Annotated in this window: 19 protein-coding genes; 2 read left to right on the top strand and 17 right to left on the bottom strand. The window is 63.2% G+C overall.

Annotated features, from left to right (window positions below; all coding sequences use genetic code 11):
* Window positions 1-45 precede the first annotated feature (45 nt).
* Together AC5J09_RS14230 and AC5J09_RS14225 are read left to right on the top strand one after the other, a co-directional pair.
* On the top strand, window positions 46-477 hold the full coding sequence (locus tag AC5J09_RS14230; RefSeq protein ID WP_018094017.1) for an Hsp20 family protein: 432 nt from the start codon (window positions 46-48) through the stop codon (window positions 475-477).
* A gap of 48 nt (window positions 478-525) precedes the next feature.
* Window positions 526-783, top strand: a complete 258-nt coding sequence (locus AC5J09_RS14225) for a BQ00720 family protein (protein WP_018094016.1) — start codon at window positions 526-528, stop codon at window positions 781-783.
* Between the two features lie 131 nt (window positions 784-914).
* On the opposite strand, the gene trmB is transcribed toward AC5J09_RS14225, so the two are convergent.
* The 17 genes from trmB to AC5J09_RS14140 all read right to left on the bottom strand — a co-directional run bounded on the left by trmB (window position 915) and on the right by AC5J09_RS14140 (window position 19,825).
* Window positions 915-1,613, bottom strand: a complete 699-nt coding sequence (gene trmB / locus AC5J09_RS14220) for a tRNA (guanine(46)-N(7))-methyltransferase TrmB (protein WP_275596886.1) — start codon at window positions 1,611-1,613, stop codon at window positions 915-917.
* Between the two features lie 224 nt (window positions 1,614-1,837).
* Window positions 1,838-3,118, bottom strand: coding sequence for a methionine adenosyltransferase (gene metK, locus AC5J09_RS14215; protein WP_100669750.1), 1,281 nt, complete (start codon window positions 3,116-3,118; stop codon window positions 1,838-1,840).
* A 302-nt stretch (window positions 3,119-3,420) separates the two neighbouring features.
* Window positions 3,421-3,840: a helix-turn-helix domain-containing protein gene (locus AC5J09_RS14210; protein ID WP_003527670.1), complete on the bottom strand. Its 420-nt coding sequence runs from the start codon at window positions 3,838-3,840 to the stop codon at window positions 3,421-3,423.
* A 136-nt stretch (window positions 3,841-3,976) separates the two neighbouring features.
* The gene (gene lnt, locus AC5J09_RS14205; RefSeq protein WP_494297859.1) at window positions 3,977-5,572 is read right to left on the bottom strand and encodes an apolipoprotein N-acyltransferase; all 1,596 of its coding nucleotides are present in this window, start codon (window positions 5,570-5,572) and stop codon (window positions 3,977-3,979) included.
* Window positions 5,573-5,725: 153 nt separating this feature from the next.
* Window positions 5,726-6,889 (bottom strand): hemolysin family protein, encoded by a 1,164-nt coding sequence (locus AC5J09_RS14200; RefSeq protein ID WP_275596888.1) that lies wholly within the window; start codon window positions 6,887-6,889, stop codon window positions 5,726-5,728.
* 12 nt (window positions 6,890-6,901) lie between these two features.
* Window positions 6,902-7,408, bottom strand: a complete 507-nt coding sequence (gene ybeY, locus AC5J09_RS14195; RefSeq protein ID WP_494297858.1) for an rRNA maturation RNase YbeY — start codon at window positions 7,406-7,408, stop codon at window positions 6,902-6,904.
* 16 nt (window positions 7,409-7,424) lie between these two features.
* The gene (locus tag AC5J09_RS14190) at window positions 7,425-8,480 is read right to left on the bottom strand and encodes a PhoH family protein (RefSeq protein ID WP_100669754.1); all 1,056 of its coding nucleotides are present in this window, start codon (window positions 8,478-8,480) and stop codon (window positions 7,425-7,427) included.
* 4 nt (window positions 8,481-8,484) lie between these two features.
* Window positions 8,485-9,903 carry a tRNA (N6-isopentenyl adenosine(37)-C2)-methylthiotransferase MiaB gene (gene miaB, locus AC5J09_RS14185; RefSeq protein ID WP_018094010.1) on the bottom strand — a complete coding sequence of 473 codons (1,419 nt, stop codon included), beginning with the start codon at window positions 9,901-9,903 and terminating at the stop codon, window positions 8,485-8,487.
* Window positions 9,904-10,016: 113 nt separating this feature from the next.
* Complete coding sequence (gene olsA, locus AC5J09_RS14180) at window positions 10,017-10,886, bottom strand: lyso-ornithine lipid O-acyltransferase (RefSeq protein WP_494297857.1); 870 nt, start codon at window positions 10,884-10,886, stop codon at window positions 10,017-10,019.
* A 220-nt stretch (window positions 10,887-11,106) separates the two neighbouring features.
* Window positions 11,107-11,610, bottom strand: coding sequence for a GNAT family N-acetyltransferase (locus AC5J09_RS14175; protein ID WP_275596890.1), 504 nt, complete (start codon window positions 11,608-11,610; stop codon window positions 11,107-11,109).
* Between the two features lie 60 nt (window positions 11,611-11,670).
* Window positions 11,671-12,327 carry a tRNA (adenosine(37)-N6)-threonylcarbamoyltransferase complex dimerization subunit type 1 TsaB gene (gene tsaB / locus AC5J09_RS14170; RefSeq protein WP_494297856.1) on the bottom strand — a complete coding sequence of 219 codons (657 nt, stop codon included), beginning with the start codon at window positions 12,325-12,327 and terminating at the stop codon, window positions 11,671-11,673.
* Window positions 12,328-12,562: 235 nt separating this feature from the next.
* Complete coding sequence (locus AC5J09_RS14165) at window positions 12,563-13,129, bottom strand: NifU family protein (protein WP_100669759.1); 567 nt, start codon at window positions 13,127-13,129, stop codon at window positions 12,563-12,565.
* A 156-nt stretch (window positions 13,130-13,285) separates the two neighbouring features.
* Window positions 13,286-13,777, bottom strand: coding sequence for a universal stress protein (locus AC5J09_RS14160; protein ID WP_003527692.1), 492 nt, complete (start codon window positions 13,775-13,777; stop codon window positions 13,286-13,288).
* Between the two features lie 52 nt (window positions 13,778-13,829).
* Window positions 13,830-14,894, bottom strand: coding sequence for a tryptophan--tRNA ligase (gene trpS, locus AC5J09_RS14155; protein WP_018094004.1), 1,065 nt, complete (start codon window positions 14,892-14,894; stop codon window positions 13,830-13,832).
* A 91-nt stretch (window positions 14,895-14,985) separates the two neighbouring features.
* The gene (locus tag AC5J09_RS14150; protein ID WP_275596892.1) at window positions 14,986-15,375 is read right to left on the bottom strand and encodes a VOC family protein; all 390 of its coding nucleotides are present in this window, start codon (window positions 15,373-15,375) and stop codon (window positions 14,986-14,988) included.
* A complete protein-coding gene (gene murJ / locus AC5J09_RS14145) occupies window positions 15,372-16,979 on the bottom strand; it encodes a murein biosynthesis integral membrane protein MurJ (RefSeq protein WP_494297855.1) in 1,608 nt (535 codons plus the stop codon). The genes AC5J09_RS14150 and murJ overlap by 4 nt, the downstream gene beginning before the upstream one ends.
* Entirely contained in the window at window positions 16,976-19,825 is a 2,850-nt protein-coding gene (locus AC5J09_RS14140; protein WP_494297854.1) for a [protein-PII] uridylyltransferase, read from the bottom strand. Before AC5J09_RS14140 ends, murJ begins: the two co-directional genes overlap by 4 nt.
* Window positions 19,826-19,834 lie beyond the last annotated feature (9 nt).

Here is a 19,834-nt window from a genome sequence, read left to right as displayed (position 1 = left end):
TGGCAGGTCCGACACATGGTCGCTTGAGCTGCAAGGGCTTGGAGAATGAGCAGAATAACGCCTTTTACGAGCCCGCTTCTGGTGGGTTTCGACAGCATGGAAAAGACCCTTGAGCGCATCGCGAAGGGCAATGACGGCTATCCCCCCTACAATATAGAGCGAATTCGCGGCGATTCTGCCGCCGACGCGCCGGAACGCCTGCGCATAACGCTCGCGGTCGCGGGCTTCTCGGAGGAAGACCTCGACGTGACGACCGAGGAAAACCAGCTCGTGATCCGCGGCCGTCAGATCGAGACCGGTGAAAGGGAATATCTGCATCGGGGCATCGCCGCCCGGCAGTTCCAGCGGACCTTCGTGCTGGCCGATGGAATGCAGGTTCTCGGCGCGGAATTGCGCAACGGCCTCCTTGCGGTGGACCTGGTGCGCCCCGAGCCCGCCCGTATGGTAAAGAAAATTAATATTTCGGTCCCAGAATAGGATAACCGGCGAGATTTTTTCCTGCGCCGGCGACCACGGAGCATGACCATGGGACTGAAAGCCATCAACACATCGCTGTCGAAGAACGACCTTGCGCATCTTGGCGCAGGCGAGGTCGGCTATATCCGCAAGATGCGTTCTGAGGAGGTCTCCCGTTGCTTTCCGGAAGCGCCCGAGATGGGGCCTGGAATCGATCTGTGGGCCCTGTTCGGCGCCGATGGAACGCCTATCCTGCTGACGGACAACCGCTCCAGCACCTTCTTCAAGGCGGCGGAAGACGACCTTCGCACCGTCACTTTGCATTGAGCGGGTAAGAATTGCCCCTCTCCTCGCAGACGGAGAGGGGACTTAAGCAGCGGCCGCGAACCCCCTTCGCCCCGCGCGCGGGAGAAGGTGGCCGGCAGGCCGGATGAGGGGCCAAACTCCAGACGCCCGGTTCACCTACGCCGAAAGGTCAGATAGGCCGAACTGCGCCCTTCCCGGCGGGCCTTGGCTTCGTAGCGCGTGCTCGGCCATCCGGCGAAAGGCGTCAGCCAGTCGGCCGCTGTCTCCGCCGTCCATTCGAAAGCCGCGTGGTCGCGGCAATGGATGAGCGTCCAGTTGATATAGCTGTCGATGTCCGAGGCAAAGCAGAAGACGCCGCCCGGCTTCAGGATGCGTGCGAAGCGGTCGAGATTGACCGCGGAGACGAAACGCCGCTTCCAGTGCTTCCGCTTCGGCCATGGATCGGGATAAAGCAGGTCGATCTGGTCGACGGATGCCGCCGGCAGCCAATCCAGCACCTGCGTCGCGTCGTCATCGTAGAGGCGGACGTTCCTGATCGCCTTCGCCTCGATCTGCCCGAGCAGCTTCGCCATCGAATTGACGAAGGGCTCCACCCCGATGAAGCCGGTCGCGGGGTCTTCCGCAGCACGGTGGATCAGGTGCTCTCCGCCGCCGAAGCCGATCTCCAGGCGGATTCTTTCGACGGGCTCGGGAAAAAGCGCCGTCAGATCGGCCGGAGCCGGCTTCTCGAGATCGAGCTTCAAAAGGGGCAGTAGGTGTTCGAGATGGGCCGCTTGGCGCTCCCGCAAGGGCTTGCCCTTGCGGCGGCCGAAGAAAGCCTCCGTTGCTCTGGCACCGCGCGTTTCGGTCATGTCGTTCTTCCCATAGATGAAGCAGGCTGCGGGTAGAGGACGCACATCGTTTTCCTCATCCAGCTCCGCATCCATGATTTCCGATCGAGCCAAGCCCGAAATCACAATGAAGGAGGCGGACGCTCCTCTCCGGAGCGCCCGCCTGACTGTTGCCACGGCTGATAACAGGCGGCTGCGATATCTTCAATACGCGGCTTCTTCCGAAGCTGCCTCGCCGGCAGGGCTTACGCCGCGCGGCTCGCCGCTCTTCCGTTGACGGACGAGGAGTCGCTCTCGATCGCCTCTTTCAGCGGCTTGACCAGGTCGAGCTTCTCCCAGGAGAAGGAACCGTCGCGGCCGGCCTTGCGGCCGAAATGGCCGTAGGCGGAGGTCTTGGCATAGATCGGCCGGTTGAGGTCGAGATGGCGGCGGATGCCCGTCGGCGACAGGTCCATCGTCTTGCGGATGGCGCTCTCCACCTGATCTTCCGAGACCTTTCCGGTGCCGTGCAGGTCGACATAGATCGACAGCGGCTGGGCTACGCCGATCGCGTAGGAAAGCTGGATGGTGCAGCGCTCGGCGAGACCCGCCGCTACGACGTTCTTGGCAAGGTAGCGGGCCGCATAGGCGGCCGAGCGGTCGACCTTGGTCGTGTCCTTGCCGGAGAAGGCACCGCCGCCATGCGGAGCTGCGCCGCCATAGGTGTCGACGATGATCTTGCGGCCGGTAAGGCCCGCGTCGCCGTCCGGTCCACCGATGACGAACTTGCCGGTAGGATTGATGTACCAGGTGCAGTCGTCGGCGATCTTCAGGTCCCCGAGCGCCTCACGGATATAGGGTTCGACCACGGAGCGGACCTTGGTGGAATCCCAGCTCTCGTCGAGATGCTGGGTGGAAAGAACGATCGAGGTGGCCTCGGCCGGCTTGCCGTCGACGTACCGCACCGTCACCTGGCTCTTGGCGTCCGGACCAAGCTTGGCGACTTCGCCTTCGCCCTTCTTGCGGGCCGCGGCGAGCAGATTGAGGATGCGGTGCGAATAGTAGATCGGCGCCGGCATGAGCTCGGCGGTCTCGCGGCAGGCATAGCCGAACATGATGCCCTGATCGCCCGCGCCTTCTTCGCCCTGCTTGTCGGCGGCATTATCCACGCCCTGCGCGATGTGTGCGGACTGGAAGTGCAGAAGAACGTCGATTTTCGCAGTCTTCCAATGGAAGCCGTCCTGCTCATAGCCGATGTCGCGGATCGCCTTGCGGGCCGCCGACTTGAACTTCGAGGGATTGATGACGTCGACGCCGTTCTTGTCTTTCTTGAGAAGGCTCGGCGGCAGCCTGACCTCTCCGGCGATGACCACACGATTGGTCGTCGCCAGCGTCTCACAGGCGATGCGCACAGTCCACGGATCGACGCCGGTCTTTGCGGCTTCGCGGTAGACCAGATCCACGATTTCGTCGGAGATACGGTCACACACTTTGTCCGGATGACCTTCGGCTACGGATTCACTTGTGAACAGGTAGTTTGCGCGCATGCGGGAAGTCCCCTCAATGAAAGAAGCGGTCCAAACGTTTAGTGGTTTTGCCGGTGAAAAACAAGCACACAACGACATAAATATATCTTTATATCGGCATCGCTGCGACGTTCCGCTTTCCCGAAAATGCGGACTTGAGGGAAAATTTTCGCTCGCGGGAGTGAGCCGCCGCCAGCGCGCCTTGTCGGATGCGCAGCATCGAAGCGCTGCCGTCCCTATCGGCAGGGTTGGAGCCCGGACAGCAGTCTCCATACGAAAAAAGCGGCTTGATGCCGCTTCTTTCGTGCCGGGCGACTTGCCGCCTATTCGCTCTCCGCCTCGGCGGCCAGTGCTTTAACGAGGTCTACCAGCTTGCGCCGGACCTTCGGGTCGGAAATTTTCACGAAGGCGCGGTTGAGCTGCAGCCCTTCCGAGGAGGACAGGAAATCGACGACGTAGTTGGAGCTCGACGCCTCGGCCATCCCCGGCCCGGTGCCGCCGCCATCGCCCGGAGCATCCTCGAAGAAGAACGACACCGGCACGTTGAGTATCTGCGAAATGTTCTGCAGCCGGCTCGCACCGACGCGGTTCGTGCCTTTTTCGTACTTCTGGATCTGCTGGAAGGTAATCCCCAGACTCTCGCCGAGCTTCTCCTGGCTCATGCCAAGCATCGTCCGACGAAGGCGAATCCTGCTACCGACATGAATGTCGATCGGGTTCGGTTTCTTCTTATTCTCGATCATATTCGCCTTCCTAAACACGCTGTTTACGTTACCAGCAACCCCGCATTGCAAAATATGCGCTGCGGCAACCCTGTCACGCTCGACGGCAGGCGAAGGTTGATGGCGAAATACACTATGCAATTTTAGGGGTTTTACGTCAATTCTTCCTAATATTAAAACCTGAGCGCGATATTACTGCAACCACAAATAGAATTCCCATCGTCAGCCAAAAAATTTGGCTGCGCGTTGCGATATTTGTGAGCGTAGGCAGTTTTCCCGGCAGAATTGTGTCTAGAACCCCCTTGTAATTGTAGCCCAATACTAGCACTAAAACACCACGTGCATCAACAACTGCTGAAATACCAGTATTCGCGGCACGAATCATCGGAGTTCCGGTTTCGACCGCGCGGAGCTGCGCCTGATGGAAATGCTGGCGCGGGCCGGGGGTATCGCCGAACCAGGCGTCGTTGGTGATGTTGAGGAGCGCGTCTGCGAGCCGGGCATTGCCGTCCACCTCGTCGGCGAAGATCGCCTCGTAACAGATCATCGGATAGATCCGCCGGCCGCCCGGCAAGGTCAGCATCGGGCGGGTGCTGGCCGCCGAGAAACCGCCCGGCATCGAGGCCGCGACGGAGCTCAGGCCCCAGGAGGTCAGCAGATCCTCGAACGGGAGGTATTCACCGAAAGGCACCAGATGCACCTTGTCCGCCGCACCGACGATCTGCCCTCGATCGTCGATGACATAGACCGAATTGTAATAGCGCGGCGGCAGTCCGGCACCGGCATCCTCGACCCTGACGGCGCCGGCGACGAGAACTTGCCCGTCCTGGAGAACATCGGCGATCCGCGCCAGGGCGTCGGGATTGTCGGTGAGGATGAAAGGGATCGACGTTTCCGGCCAGACGACGATGTCCGGCCGTTTGGCGCCATCCTGGACCGGAGCGGCCGTCAGCGAGAGATGGTCCTCGAAAATCGACGCACGCTCGCGGTCGTCGAGCTTCTTGGCCTGGTCGATCACCGGCTGGACGACGCGGACGGTCATCTCCGGCTGGAGCGGCACCGGTGCCGGCTGGGCGAGCCGGTAAAAGCCGAAAGCGACATGCGCCACAAAGAGCGCTGCGGCGATGGCGAGACCGGCGCGCGCGCCCTTGCCCGTCCAGATCAGAGCCGGCGCGGCGAAGACGAAAACGGCCAGCATGTTGATCGTCGAAAGATTGACGACGCTGGCGGACTGCATCATCAAGGGCATCGGCATGGCCGCATAGCCGATGGCATTCCAAGGGAAGCCGGTAAAGAGAAAGCCGCGCAGCCATTCGGCGATGCCGAAGCCGAGCGCGAGGGCGGCGATCCGGCCCCAGCCGTCCGACCAGAGGCTGCGGGCAATGACGACCGCCAGCGCGTAAAAGAGCCCCAGAACGGCCGGGAGGCCGACGACGGTGAGCGGCAGCGCCCAGGCGAACGCGTCCGCCTCGACCAGAAGCGCATTGCCCAGCCACCAGAGACCACCCAGGAAATATCCGAAGCCGAAGGACCAGCCGATCGCCGCGGGCGGCATCAGCCGCCGCAGCACGCCGTCGCCGGGATCGGGCGCCACCCCGTCGATCAGCCAGACAAGGACGGGAAAGGAGACGAAAGCCGCCGCGAAAATGCCGAAAGGCGGCTGGGCAAGCACCGCCAGAAGGCCGGCGAGAAAGCCGACGAATGTTCGGGACACGCCCGAGAGAAGTATGATTCTGCCTGCCAGTCTTTCCATTCAACCTCCCGTCGGCGCCGGACGTGGGGGAGACCTTGCGCGGGACCCTGTCCTCGAGGATTCAAGGACACACGCAGCACGACCGAATCAATCGGCGGCAGTCTTCCAAAAAAGTGGCTGCTTGTCCCCTCTCAAGGCGACGGCGAGCCGGCCCTATTCGAACGAGGACGGGGGCTGGGCACCCGCCCCAGTGGGGCCGGCCGTGGTGAACGCATCGGGCAACGGCTCCTTCTCGACCTTCGGCAGGCGGCGGCGTGACGGCGGACGCTTGCGCATGATCCTGACGCGTTTGACGCGACGCGGATCGGCATCGAGAATCTGGAATTCGAAGCCGGGAATCGCCTGGACCACCTCGCCGCGGACAGGAATCCGGCCGAGCGATGCGAAGACGAGTCCGCCCAGCGTATCGACATCCTCGAGTTGCTCGCGCACGTCGAAGTCCGGTCCGACGGCCTCGGCGATCTCCTCGAGCTCCACCCGGGCGTCGGCGACGAAGACGTCGTCCGAGCTGCGCGCGAACATCACTTCCTCGTCGTCATGCTCGTCCTCGATGTCGCCGACCACCATTTCGACGATGTCCTCGAGTGATACGAGACCGTCCGTTCCGCCGTATTCATCGATGACGAGTGCCATCTGGATGCGCGCGGCCTGCATGCGCTGCATGAGATCCGAGGCGAGCATCGACGGCGGCACGAACAGGAGCTGCCGGACGATCCCCGCCTCCTCCACCGTCTTGTCGAGATCGACGCGAGAAAGATCGAAGCCTGCCTTCATCTGCCGGGGCGCCCTTTCGGGCTTGTCGCCATTCGCCGTCGTCGCCGCATGGGCTTTGCCGTTGCGGCGGCGGTTGCGCGCCTGCTTGGTCACATAGGCAAGAAGGTCACGGATGTGCACCATGCCGCGAGGGTCGTCGAGCCCCTCGCTGTAAACCGGCATGCGCGAGCGTCCCGACTCCTCGAAGAGCACCATGAGCTCGCCGATGGTGATATTCTGGTCCACCGCTTCGATGTCGGCTCGCGGAACCATCACGTCCTCGACCCGAACCTCGCGGAAGCGGAGGATGTTGTTGAGCATAGCCCGCTCTTCGGGCGAGAAAGCCGCATTGCCTTCGGCGTCCGTCATGAGCGCATCGGCGAGATCCTCGCGCAGGCTCGACGGGCTCACACCGCGCAACAGACGCGCGGCACGGCTCCAAAATGATGATGTGGATTTGCTGCCCTCGAATCGGGCGGCGGTACTACTACCGGCCTCGGTGTCGCCGGAGGCTTCCGCCTCCTCGGTCGCGACAGCGGCCGGCTGTGTCTTGAAGTCGCTCATCGTTCCAAACTGTCAATGCGGGGGTTGGTCCCCGTAGGGATCAGATAGGCCAAGACGCGCCAAAATGCGAGTCTCCAACCCCTCCATTCTCTCCGCTTCGTCGTCTTCGATATGATCATACCCGAAAAGATGCAGGAATCCATGAACGAGAAGATGCGTCAAATGGGCGTCGAAGGGCTTTTCGAGCTCCACCGCCTCCCGCCTGAGCGTCTCATGGGCGACCACGATGTCGCCGAGCATCGGCCCCGGCAACCTGCCCGGCGTCACCGGAAAGGCGGGAAAGGACAGAACATTCGTCGCCTTGTCCTGGCCTCGCCACTCCGCGTTGATCGCCCTGATCGACTGATCGTCGGTGAAGACCAGCGACAGCTCCGCCGCCTGTGCCGGCAGCGGCTGCTTCTCCTCACGCGCGAGAAAATCGGCCGCTGCCTCGAGAACACGCTCGCAAAAAGACCGAAGCTCGTCTTCGGGCGGCCAGTCTCCTGCCTCGACGCTGATCTGAATGTCCAATGCCGTCATGATAAACGCGGCCGCCTCAGCGATCGCTCTGCTCGCTCTCGTCGTGAACCGCCGTCTGGCTGTCATAGGCCCTGACGATCCGCGCCACCAGAGGATGACGGACGACGTCGGCATCCTTGAAGCGGATCACCGAGACTCCCTCCACGCCCTTGAGTATCTGCAGCGCCTCCACGAGCCCGGACTTTACGCCGCGCGGCAGGTCGACCTGACTCGGATCGCCGGTGACGATCATCCGACCGTTCTCGCCGAGACGGGTCAGGAACATCTTCATCTGCATCGACGTCGTGTTCTGCGCCTCGTCGAGGATCACGGCGGCATTGGCAAGCGTGCGCCCGCGCATGAAGGCGAGCGGCGCGATCTCGATGACCCCCGCGGTGATTGCCCGCTCGACCTTGTCGCCCGGCATCATGTCGTACAGCGCGTCATAGAGCGGACGCAGATAGGGATCGACCTTCTCCTTCATGTCGCCGGGCAGGAACCCGAGACGCTCGCCCGCCTCTACAGCCGGACGCGAGAGGATGATCCGGTCGACCGCGCCACGCTCCAGGAGCTGGGCGGCATGGGCGACGGCGAGATAGGTCTTGCCCGTGCCCGCAGGACCGACGCCGAAGACGAGCTCGGCCCGCTCCATGGCGCGGATATAGGAATCCTGCATCGGCGTGCGCGCAGCGATTGTCTTCTTGCGCGTCGAAATCTGCGCCATTGTCAATTTGGCTTTGCGCTCCATCGTCGGCAACTGCAGCTGATCGTCGGCGGCGACCGCCATGCGGATCGCACCTTCGACATCGGATGTATCGATCGAAGCGCCACTCTGCAGCCTTCCGTAGAGATAGTCGAGGGCACGGCGCGCCTGATTGGTTGCGACGACGTCACCGGAGATGGCGACGGAGTTTCCCCGCGGCCGGGCGTCGATGCGCAATCGCTCTTCCAGCAATTTCAGATTCTGGTCGAACTGACCGAAGAGCTCGCTCGCAAAGCGGTTGTTCTCGAAGGTGAGCACGAAGTGATTGGCGTCCGTCGCGGATGTCTTCGACTGGCGAGATGAGGAAGAAATCAGTTCGTGTCCGTTCAAGCGGTCAGCTCCTCGCGTCCGATTCCCCGATCATCTCGGCAAACAGGCTGTTCGGCCCGGCCTTGGTGATTCGCACTCTGATAATGTCACCGATTTGCGATGCTTTTGCATCAACATTCACGGGCTGCAGCCACGGCGACCGGCCGACGAGCTGCCCCGGCATGCGGCCCGGCTTCTCCAGGAGCAGGTCGATCTCCCGACCCACACAGGCCTCGGCGAAACCGCGCTGCTGCTTTACGAGCAAAGCCTGCAATATTTCCAAACGCTTGGCCTTCACGTCCTCGGGAACCTGTTCCTTGAGCTCGGCGCCCGGCGTGCCGGGACGCGTCGAATACTTAAACGAGAAAGCCTGTGCATAGTTCACTTCCTCGACAAGTCGGAGGGTATCCTCGAAGTCCTGATCGGTCTCGCCGGGAAAGCCGACGATGAAATCGCCCGAAAGCGCAAGGTCGGGCTGCGCCGCACGAATGCGCTCGACGAGCGCCAGGTATTCGGCAGCCGTATGGCGCCGGTTCATCGCCTTCAGGATACGGTCGGAGCCCGACTGGACCGGCAGGTGCAGATAGGGCATCAGCTTCGCCATCGACCGGTGCGCCTCTATGAGGCTGTCGTCCATGTCGCGCGGATGGCTGGTGGTATAGCGCAGGCGTGCAAGGCCGTCGATTTCGCCGAGGCGCCGCAAGAGGTCGCCAAGGCTCCATTCGCGCCCATGCGGACCCTCGCCGTGCCAGGCGTTGACATTCTGTCCGAGCAGGGTGATTTCGCGCACGCCGCCCTCGACGAGCTTCTCCGCCTCCGCCACGATCTGTGACACCGGGCGCGAGACTTCCGAGCCGCGCGTGTAGGGTACCACGCAGAAAGTGCAGAACTTGTCGCAGCCTTCCTGGACGGTCAGGAAAGCCGTGACGCCCCGCGCACGGGTCTTGGCCTTATCGGGCGCCGGCAGATGGACGAACTTGTCCTCGATGGCATAGTCCGTTTCCACGATACGCTGGCCGGCGCGAGCCCGCTTCAGCGCCTCGGGAAGGCGATGATAGGTCTGAGGGCCTATGACGAGATCGACCGCCGGGACGCGGCGGAGAATCTCGTCGCCCTCCGCCTGGGCCACGCAGCCGGCGACGCCGATCAGCATCTCGCGGCCCTCGCGCGCCTTTGCCTTCTTCAGTTCGCGCAGGCGACCGAGCTCGGAATAGACCTTCTCGGCAGCCTTTTCGCGGATATGACAGGTGTTGAGCAGCACGAAATCGGCGTCTTCCAGGACATCGGTCGCAACATAGCCGTCGCGCGAGAGCGCATCCGACATGCGGTCGGAGTCATAGACGTTCATCTGACAGCCATAGGTCTTGACGAAGACCTTGCGCGCCGGAACGTTCAGGTCGCCCGCCTCGGGCGACGTCGACAGAAGAGCGGTTTCCTGGGTCATGCGGGTTCTTTAGTGCATAGCGCCCCAAAGTTGAAGCATTTTCGGGCCGGCACGGCGCGAGCCGCGACCGGCCACCCTTTCAGGGTGATCCCGGATTGAGGCATTTGAGAGTGCTACCGCGACCTTCGCGCGTCCGACGGGACGTCGGGCGCCGCAGAGAGCGCGGCAGCCGGCTCGACCTTCGCGGCGGATCGGGAACGCCCTCGCAGCCGATCCGACAGCATTTTGCGGATCCGCTGCTCGATGAGGCGGCTCACTTCCTTGCGGTTCGCGTGCCGGTCATAATCCACCGCCTCGCCGAAATCGACATCGACCTCCAGGGCTCCCTCTCTGAGCACCCCGAGAAGGTGCGGCACCAGACCGATGTCGCCCGGCCATGCGGCGATCGGCCGATGATAGCGACCCATCGGCATGCCGTGGATGCCGGTGTAGGAAATCGCCAGCGGCTGGACATGAACCACGCCGGTCGGCGACTGCGGGACCGCCGAAGCGGCCGCGCCGAACAGCGAGGTCTTGATGTCGAGCAGCCGGTTGCCGTCGGAGGTCGTTCCTTCCGGGAAGAGCACGACGATTTCCCCATCGGCGAGCCGTCGCCCGATATCATTGACCTGGTGACCGGTGGTGCGCTTCTGCTCGCGCTCCACGAAAACCGATGCCTGAAGGCGGGCGAGAAGCCCGAATACCGGCCAGCTCTTGACGTCCGACTTGGCAACGAAAACGACGTCCGCCACCGAGGAAAGCACCAGGATATCCTTCCAGGAGACGTGATTGGCGCTGAGGAGCAAGGGACGCCGGCGGTCGAGCTCGCCATGGACGCGGACGCGCAGGCCGAGCAGCAGGCAGGCGACGCGATGCCAGTGACGCGGCAGCCGGCGCCGCGGTTTCAGATCGAGCCAGAGACAAAGGATCTGGACCGGCATCAGCACCAGCGAGACCATGACGAGCAGCATGCCGCAAAGAGCGACCCGCACCCAATTGATCATCCGCAGGCACCTTCCAAACTGCGCTTCACCGTTTGCGTGAAATCATGAACGTGATCTATTCCAATGGGTTGAGACGCGGGATACGGGCGAAAACCGCACACGCCTTCCTCATCTCGCTCCAGAGCATTTCCAGGAAAAGTGTGTAACGATTTTCCGTCCGGAAGTGCGTTGGCCCAAAGGGTTAGAGCGTTTCAGTGTTTCCATGAAACAGCGAGATGCTCTAACGAAGATCGAGCCGCATGACAAGCGCCGCGCTGCGCTCGCCGGGCCGCACCTGGTAATAGGCCTTCCGCTCCCCGACCTTACGGAAGCCGAGCTTTCCGTAGAGACCGATCGCGGCCTGGTTCGTCTCGTCGACTTCCAGGAACAGTGCCTCTGCTCCCTTGACGGCGGCCTCCCGCATCGCCGCCTGCATGAGGCGCCAGCCGAGACCGGAGCGCGCGTAGCGGGGGTCGACCCCAATCGTCAGTATCTCGGCCTCGCCGGCGACCGCCCGCGACAGGACGAAGCCGCCGAAGGCCGGCCGGAACATGCCGTTGGCATTGGTCTGGCGCGCGACGAATCCGAACACTGTCTCCTGACTCAGGAGCCCATGGATTTCGCCGTCGCTCCAGGCGGCGGCAAAGCGCTGGCGATGCAGCGCGGCCGCGGCGCCGAGATCGGCCTCTTCAAGCGCAAAAATGTCGAATTCGGCGCGGCGGGTGAAATAGTCGGTAAGGCTCATCGGGGCGTTTCTTGGACGTTCTGGAGAGTATACGGGCGAATGGCGCTTGGCGTCTTCCGGTCAGGCACGGGTCACGGCGAATCCGGCCTGGGGCTTGGCGTCCGGTCCGCGCAGATAAAGCGGCTTAGGACGCGCAGAAGCCGGATCGGCCGCCGCGCCCAGCCGGGCGAGGATCGCCATATCGATCTCGTCCGGCTTGCCGCCCGCCGCGCCGGTGACGGCAAAGGCACCGGAGCCGCAGACGATGCCGGCGAAACCGGAAAAGCGCCGGCGCGCTTCCTCGGCGGCCAGGATTTCCGCCTCCCCTTGCGGCCGTCCCGAAGCATCGAAGGCCTGGAGGTAAAGCTCGCCCCGTTTGGCGTCGAGGACGACGAGCACCGGCTGGCCTGCCTGTTTCAGCCGCGCGCTTTCGGCGACGACCTGAAGCGTCGTGACCCCGACTGCCGGCTTTCCGAGCGCCAGGGCAAGGCCGCGCGCAGCGGCAACGCCGACACGGATTCCGGTGAACGATCCTGGACCTATCGTCACGGCAATCCGATCGATCTCGCCGAGTTCCCGGCCCGAGACGCTCAAGGCCTCATCCACGAATTCCATGAGGCGCTCCGCATGGCCACGTCCGATTTCCGCGCCCGCGCATGCCAGAAGCTCTCCGGAGCCGCCGTCGTAGACGGCAGCGAAACAACCGGACCCGGATGTATCAATGGCAAGAACTAGCATTTCAGCCGCGGTCTCCTCCCTGCGTCCTGCGATCGGTGCGGCTGCGAGGGTGCGCAACCGCAATTACCGCATCTACAAGTCGCTGCGGCACGTCAGAATCACACCTGTGATTCTATCCCAAAAACCACACCGGCATAAGGAATATGGAAAACGATATAAGGAAAATGAAGCCGAACTGGAAGCGAAGGATGCGCGGGCCCGCCATGCAGGTTTCCGCGCCTCGACCCGCTTCGGATCAGACGGATTCGACCGCTTCGACTTCAGGAACGAAGTGGCGCAACAGGTTCTGCACGCCGTGCCTCAAGGTCGCGGTCGAAGAGGGGCAGCCGGCGCATGCGCCTTTCATGTTCAGGAACACCGTTCCGTCCTTGAAGCCGCGGAAGGTGATGTCGCCGCCGTCCTGGGCGACGGCGGGCCGAACCCGCGTCTCGAGCAGTTCCTTGATCGTGGCGACGATCGCCTCGTCGCCCTCGTCGAAGAACTCGTCCTCCTCATCCGTCTGCTCGGCACGACCGGCGCCCGACATGATCGGCTGCCCCGACATGAAATGCTCCATGATCGAGCCGAGGATCGCGGGCTTCAGGTGCTGCCACTCCTGCGCTTCCTTGCTAACGGTTATGAAGTCATAGCCGAAATAGACGCCAGTGACGCCGGGGATCGAGAAGAGCCGAGCCGCAAGGGGCGATCCTGCAAGGGCCTCTTCTTCGCTCCGGAATTCGGCGGTGCCGTTCTCCATCACCACCTTGCCCGGCAGGAATTTCAAAGTGGCGGGATTCGGTGTGGCTTCGGTCTGGATGAACATGTCTCACTCCGTTCTGCCGGGAGCGCTCCTCGACCGGCTTTTTAGAATTGTTCCAAAATATAGGAGCCTCGGGTGGAGCCCGCAAGGCGTAATAGCGTGATTCAAAGCGCTACAGCGACCTTTGCTCATGTGATGGGACGCGCAGCGCTGTGGAGATCAGGTCAACGCGTCGATTTCCTCATCCGTCAGAAGGTCTGGAATGACCGTGACCGGAATCGGGAAGGCCGCGGCCTTCCCGGCAATGGACGAAACGAGCGGCCCCGGGCCTTCCTTCGCCGATCCGGCCGCCAGCACCAGGATCGCGATGTCACGGTCCTCTTCGATGGCGGCGTGAATCTGTTCCGTGGCGATGCCCTCGCGAATGACGATTTCCGGCTCGATGCCGATCCGTTCGCGCACCGTCTGCGCGATCTTGGCGAGCGTCGCCTCGGCCTCATCCCGCGCTTCGGCGCGCATGATCTCCTCGACGCCCAGCCATTGCTGGAAGTCGCCGTCGGCGATCACGTAGAGCAGCACGAGGCCGCCATTGGAGTTCTTCGCGCGCATACCGGCATAATGCACGGCGCGGCCGCATTCGGGCGTGTCGTCGATCACCGCCATGAACTTGCGGCGATGGCCTTCCATTCGTGAGAGTCGGGTTGAAACCATGCGGTGAACATTACAACGCCGCGCGGCGCCCGCAAGGTCTCATTTTCGTGAACTACTGCAAAAAGCCGATGATTTCGCGGACCTCGCGCATGGTCTTCTCGGCGCGTTCCCGGGCGCGCTCCCCGCCCTTGCGCAGGATAGCGTCGATATGCGCGGTATCGCCCATCAACCGGCGCATCTCGCCCGTGATCGGCGAAAGCACGCTGACGGCGAGGTCGGCCAGAGCCGGCTTGAAGGTCGAGAATTGCTGGCCGCCGAATTCGGCAAGCACCTCTTCTTTCGACCTGTCGGCGAGCGCGGCGTAAATTCCGACGAGATTTTCGGCCTCCGGTCGATCCTTAAGACCGTCCGCTTCGCTCGGAAGCGCGTCCGGATCGGTTTTGGCCTTGCGGATCTTCTTCAGGATCGTATCGGCGTCGTCCATCAGATTGATCCGCGACAGGTCGGATGGATCCGATTTCGACATCTTCTTGGTGCCGTCGCGCAGCGACATGACGCGCGGTGCCGGGCCGCCGATCAGGGGTTCGACCGGGGGGAAATAGGCATGGATCGGCTCTTCTCCGACGACGATGTCGACGCCGTAACCCCGCGTCCGAATATGCTCCATGAAGTCGATGTTGAACTTCTGGGCGATGTCGCGGGTGAGTTCCAGGTGCTGCTTCTGGTCGTCGCCGACGGGCACGTGGGTGGCGCGATAAACGAGGATGTCGGCCGCCATCAGGCTGGGATAGGCGAGCAGGCCGAGCGAAGCGTTTTCACGGTCCTTGCCGGCCTTGTCCTTGAACTGGGTCATCCGGTTCATCCAGCCGATGCGGGCGACGCAGTTGAAGATCCAGGCGAGCTCGGCATGCTGCGGCACGGCCGACTGGTTGAAGACGATGTGCTTTTCGGGGTCGATGCCCGAGGCGATGAAAGCCGCCGCGATCGACCGGATCTGGCCCGGCAGGTCCTCATGCACGAGCTGCGCGGTGATCGAGTGCAGGTCGACGACGCAATAGATGCAATCGTTGTTTTCCTGAAGGGCGACGAACTTGCGGATCGCGCCGAGATAATTGCCGAGATGCAGGTTGCCGGTCGGCTGAACACCGGAAAATACGAGCGGCTTGAATTCGTTCATGTCGTCCCCAATCGGGCTTGTGGAGGGCCCGGCTCCAGTTGATATCCGCCGCGCTTATGCACGGCGGGCCGGGCGCAATCAAGAGGCATGGTCACGCGGGCTGGAGGAGATCCCACCTATTGCCGAAGGGATCGGCGAAGACGGCAACGGTTCCGTAGACCTCATGGCGGGGCGCCTCGAGGAACGTCACGCCTGCCGAAAGCATGGCGGCGTGATCGCGGCCGAAGTCGTCGGTAAACAGAAAGAAGCCGACCCGCCCGCCGGTCTGATTGCCGATCGCGGCGCGCTGCCTTTCGCCCTCGGCCCTGGCGAGCAGGAGCGCGGTCTCCGCCGCACCTTTCGGCCGCACGACGACCCAGCGCTTGCCGCCGCCGAGATCGCTGTCATCGAGGAGGTCGAAGCCGAGCTTGCCGCAGTAAAAGGCGATGCCCTCGTCGTAGTCGGGCACGACGATGGCGACGCGGGCAATCGACTGTCTCATTGCCGATCCGCCCCTTCGCTCGCCCGCTCGGCGGACGAGGCCGGTCCGCCCCGTTTGACGCTGCGGCGGATCATCGAGAGGCTTGCGCCGCCGGTCCCGAACGCGACCGCGAAATAGATCGCCATCGCGGCGGCGATCAGGCCGCAGAGCGTAAGGGCGCGGGTCGCAAGCGGTGCGGCGGAAGAAAGGGGCAAGGCGAGCCAATCCACGGCAAAGTGCAACGCGGCCGCCATGACGGCAGCGGCGATCACCAGCCGGGGAATCCTCGTCAGCAAGGGAATATCGCGCCCCCAGTGCCCACGCCAGACGAGCGTCGCGAAAAGAAGCAGGGCGTTCACCCAGCCGGCGACGATTTCGGCCGTCGCGATGCCGCTGGCGGCAAGCGACGGAAAGAGCGTCAGCGCCAGGGAGACGTTCACGGCCACGGAAATTCCGGCGAAGATCATCGGCGTGCGGGTGTCCTCGCGGGCGAAGAAACCGGGAATGAAGGCCTTGATCAGCACGAAGGCCGGCAGGCCGAGGCCGTAGATCGCCAGAATATGCCCGACGACGACGGTGGATTCCGGCGAGAACTGGCCACGCTCGAAGAGGAGCCGGACGATCGGCTCCGACATGACGAGCAGTGCCGCCGCGGCGGGAAGTGTCAGGAACAGCGTGAATTCGACGGAACGGTTCTGCAGGTTTGCCGCCTCGTTGAGATTGCCGCCGCGCAGAGCCCGCGCAAGCTCGGGCAGAAGCACGGTCGCAACGGCAATGCCGACGACGCCGAGCGGCAGTTGATAGATGCGGTCGGCATAGACGAGCGACGAGACGGCGCCTTCCTTTGCAGAAGCGATATTGGTGTTGATCAGGAGGTTGATCTGCGTGATGCCGCCGGTGATCGCCGCGGGAAGCGCCAGCACCAGCAGGCGTTTGACGTTCGCCGTCAGCCGGGGTCGGCGAAAGCCGATCCGGATTCCGGCATTGCGCACCGCGACCCAGACGATCGCCAGTTGCACGAGGCCCGCGGCCAGCACCCCCCAGGAGAGATCATAGCCGACCGCGACCGCATCCTGGCCGCTGTACCAGGCATAGGCCAGCACGCCGATCAGGATGAAGTTCAGGAAGACCGGCGCGATGGCTGCCGCGAAATAGCGGTGCAGCGAATTGAGCATGCCCGCCATCATTGCCGCCAGCGACATGCAGGCGAGATAGGGAAACATGATCGTCGCGAAGGTGACGGTGCTTGTGAATTTCGCGGGGTCGTCGGCAAATCCGGGAGCGATCAACTGCCCGACGATGAAAGGCATCGCCAGTTCCATGGCGATCGTCAGCAGAACAAGAACGGTGAAGAGGACGCCGAAGACCTCCTCGGAAAAGCGCCGTGCGCCTTCCATGCCGTGCGCCTCGATCTCCCTGGCGAAAAGCGGCACGAAGGCCGAATTGAACGCCCCTTCGGCAAAAAGCCTGCGAAAGGTGTTCGGCAGCCGGAAGGCGGTGTTGAAGGCGTCGGCGACCGGGCCGGTGCCGAGCGCGGCCGCCATGAAGGTTTCCCGGATAAAGCCGAAGAGCCGGCTTCCGAGCGTTGCGCCGCCGACGGTAGCGAATTTCTTGACCAGACTCATGTTTCGGCTTTTGTCGTTTTGGAACCGTGGGGTACGCGGGACACAGGGGTCGGCGCAATGATGCCGGAGGGCATGCGCTCGCGCGCTTCGTCCACCTCGCCCGCCAGTACCGCCTTGAGGCGCGCCGCGATGTTCATCTGCCGGTTCTCGCTGGTGATCTTCGAGCCGACCAGATCGGTGACGTAGAAGGTGTCGATCACCTTTTCGCCGAAGGTGGTGATATGGGCCGAGGCGATGTCGAGCGACAGGTCTGACAGCACCGCGGTCACTTCGGAAAGCAGACCGGTCCGGTCGAGGCCTTCGACCTCGATGACGGTGAACTTGTTCGACAGCGTATTGCTGATGGTCACCTCCGGCGTCACGGTGAAGGCCCTGCTGCGCTTCTTCACACGCGTCCGGCTGGCGATCACCTCGGGCAGCCTCTTGCGGCCGGAGAGCACGTCCTCGATCAGCTTGCCGATGCTTGCCGCCCGGCGCGTCTCGTCCTCGGCGACCGAGAACTCGCGGTTGACGAGAATGGTATCGAGCGCCCGGCCGTCCGATGTCGTGTGGATCTGCGCGCCGACGATGTTGGCGCCAGCCGCGGCGCAAGCACCGGCGATGACGGTCAGCAGGCGCGGATGGTCGGGCGACAGCACCGTGATTTCGGTGATGGCGTGGAAGTCATGGGTCCGCACCATGGTCGCGAGCGTCCGGCCCGCATTGTCCGCCTCACGGATGAAGCCCGCATGACGCACCTGCTCCTCGAGCGCCACGGTCAGAAGATAGGGCTGGTAATGCAGCCGCACATAAGCCTGGCGCTCTTTCTTCGGCCAGTCGGCGAGCGCCTCCTCCAGCATATGGGCGGCGTGCTTCGCCCGCTCCTTGCGCGACAGTTCCGAAAAGCCGCCCGAGAGCAGAAGCTCGGTCTCGTAGTAGAGCGTGCGCAGGAGCTGGCCCTTCCAGCCGTTCCAGACGCCGGGCCCGACGGCGCGGATGTCGCAGACGGTGAGGATGAGCAGCATCTTCAGTCGTTCGAGGGATTGGACCCGTTCGGCGAAATCGACGATGGTCTTGCGGTCGTTAAGGTCGCGGGTCTGCGCGACCATCGACATGGTCAGATGTTCCTCGACCAGCCAGACCACCATTTCCGTCTGTTTCGGGGTCAGCCTGAAGCGCGGGCAAAGCTTTCGCGCGACCTTGGCGCCGGCCACCGAATGATCCTCCGGGCGGCCCTTGGCGATGTCGTGCAGCAGAACGGCGACGTAGAGCGCCTCGCGGTCCTCGATGCCAGGCATCAGCATCGCCGTCAGGGGATGCGCCTCCTCCTCCAGGCCCCGCTCGATGCGGGAGAGGACGTCGACCGAGCGCAGGAGATGCTCGTCCACCGTATAGTGGTGATACATGTTGAACTGCATCATCGAGACGATCTTGCCGAATTCGGGAATGAAACGGCCGAGCACCCCCGCTTCATTCATCCGGCGAAGGATCAGTTCCGGATTGCGCCGCGAGGTAAGTATCGACAGGAAGAGCCGGTTGGCCTCTTCGTTTTCGCGCAAGTGGGGCGTGATCAGGCTCAAAGAACGGGTCACCTGCTTCAGCGCCGCCGGATGAAATTCGAGCCCGTTGATGTCGGCGATGTGGAACAGGCGCATGAGGTTTACCGGGTCGCGCTTGAACACGTCGGTGCTCGCAAGTGCGATGCGCCCGCCGTCATCGACGAAATCGAGCGTGCCCGCGATCTTGCGGACGCGATTGCGGAAGCGGCTTATGACGCCCGTTATCCCGGGCGTGTCCTTGGCCTGCTGGTCCTCCAGCGCCGAGCAGAAGATGCGGGTCAGGTCGCCGACGTCCTTGGCCACCAGGAAGTAGTGCTTCATGAAGCGTTCGACCGCCGAGAGCCCGGGGTGATCGTGATAGCCGAGCGCCTCGGCGATCTCGCGCTGGATGTCGAATGAGAGGCGCTCCTCCGCCTTGCCGGTCAGGAAATGCATGTGGCAGCGCACCGCCCAGAGAAAATCCTCGGCCTTCTGGAAGAGCTTGTACTCCTGCTTCGAAAGCACGCCGAGCTTGACGAGATCGGCGGAGTCCTTGACGCGGTAGAAATATTTCGAAATCCAGAAGAGCGTGTGCAGGTCGCGCAAGCCGCCCTTGCTTTCCTTGACATTCGGCTCGACGAGGTAGCGCGTGTCGCCCGCCTTGCGATGGCGCTCGTCCCGCTCTGCGAGCTTGGCGGCAATGAATTCCGGGCCGGTATTGCGGACGATCTCGTGGTCGAAGCGCGTTTCGAGTTCGTTCGCCAAGACCGCGGACCCGCAGACATAGCGGCATTCGAGGATTGCCGTGCGGATGGTCATGTCTGCACGCGACAGGCGGATGCATTCCTCGATCGTTCGCGTTGCGTGGCCGACCTTGAAGCCGAGGTCCCACAGGATATAGAGCATGAATTCGATCGCCGGCTCCGCCCAGACCGCCTTCTTGGCGGGCAGGAGGAAGAGCAGGTCGATATCCGAGCCGGGCGCGAGCGTTCCGCGGCCGTAGCCACCGACGGCGGTGACCGCGATGCGCGAAGCCTCGGGAGCCTTCGCGGCGTCGAAAATCTGGTTCAGCACGAAGTCGTGCAAGAGGGTAATCAGCTGGTCCTGAAGCCAGGAGATGCGCTCCGCGCATTTTATTCCTGCGCCGTCTGCGGCGAGCAGTTCGCGCGCTTTTGCGCGGCCCGCGACATTTGCCTCCTTGAAGGCCGCAAGCAAGGCCCGGCGCATCGGTTCGCGCTGTTCGGCATGAGCGGAGGCGATGAAGTCGCACCTGGCCCGAAGCGCCGACACGTCCAGGATTTCGGGAAAGGAGGTTTGGTGTCTGGCCATGAAGTGCCG

It is taken from the genome of Sinorhizobium sp., from assembly GCF_059070375.1.
Note: the sequence above shows the minus strand (reverse complement) of the source record. Positions and strands in the feature narration are given on the sequence as shown.

Bases quoted from the DNA above. Each gene is read 5' to 3' on its own strand.
- AC5J09_RS14230 (WP_018094017.1), top strand. From the start codon at position 46: ATGAGCAGAATAACGCCTTTTACGAGCCCGCTTCTGGTGGGTTTCGAC.
- AC5J09_RS14225 (WP_018094016.1), top strand. From the start codon at position 526: ATGGGACTGAAAGCCATCAACACATCGCTGTCGAAGAACGACCTTGCG.
- trmB (WP_275596886.1), bottom strand. From the start codon at position 1,613: ATGACCGAAACGCGCGGTGCCAGAGCAACGGAGGCTTTCTTCGGCCGC.
- metK (WP_100669750.1), bottom strand. From the start codon at position 3,118: ATGCGCGCAAACTACCTGTTCACAAGTGAATCCGTAGCCGAAGGTCAT.
- AC5J09_RS14210 (WP_003527670.1), bottom strand. From the start codon at position 3,840: ATGATCGAGAATAAGAAGAAACCGAACCCGATCGACATTCATGTCGGT.
- lnt (WP_494297859.1), bottom strand. From the start codon at position 5,572: ATGGAAAGACTGGCAGGCAGAATCATACTTCTCTCGGGCGTGTCCCGA.
- AC5J09_RS14200 (WP_275596888.1), bottom strand. From the start codon at position 6,889: ATGAGCGACTTCAAGACACAGCCGGCCGCTGTCGCGACCGAGGAGGCG.
- ybeY (WP_494297858.1), bottom strand. From the start codon at position 7,408: ATGACGGCATTGGACATTCAGATCAGCGTCGAGGCAGGAGACTGGCCG.
- miaB (WP_018094010.1), bottom strand. From the start codon at position 9,903: ATGACCCAGGAAACCGCTCTTCTGTCGACGTCGCCCGAGGCGGGCGAC.
- olsA (WP_494297857.1), bottom strand. From the start codon at position 10,886: ATGATCAATTGGGTGCGGGTCGCTCTTTGCGGCATGCTGCTCGTCATG.
- AC5J09_RS14175 (WP_275596890.1), bottom strand. From the start codon at position 11,610: ATGAGCCTTACCGACTATTTCACCCGCCGCGCCGAATTCGACATTTTT.
- tsaB (WP_494297856.1), bottom strand. From the start codon at position 12,327: ATGCTAGTTCTTGCCATTGATACATCCGGGTCCGGTTGTTTCGCTGCC.
- AC5J09_RS14165 (WP_100669759.1), bottom strand. From the start codon at position 13,129: ATGTTCATCCAGACCGAAGCCACACCGAATCCCGCCACTTTGAAATTC.
- AC5J09_RS14160 (WP_003527692.1), bottom strand. From the start codon at position 13,777: ATGGTTTCAACCCGACTCTCACGAATGGAAGGCCATCGCCGCAAGTTC.
- trpS (WP_018094004.1), bottom strand. From the start codon at position 14,894: ATGAACGAATTCAAGCCGCTCGTATTTTCCGGTGTTCAGCCGACCGGC.
- AC5J09_RS14150 (WP_275596892.1), bottom strand. From the start codon at position 15,375: ATGAGACAGTCGATTGCCCGCGTCGCCATCGTCGTGCCCGACTACGAC.
- murJ (WP_494297855.1), bottom strand. From the start codon at position 16,979: ATGAGTCTGGTCAAGAAATTCGCTACCGTCGGCGGCGCAACGCTCGGA.
- AC5J09_RS14140 (WP_494297854.1), bottom strand. From the start codon at position 19,825: ATGGCCAGACACCAAACCTCCTTTCCCGAAATCCTGGACGTGTCGGCG.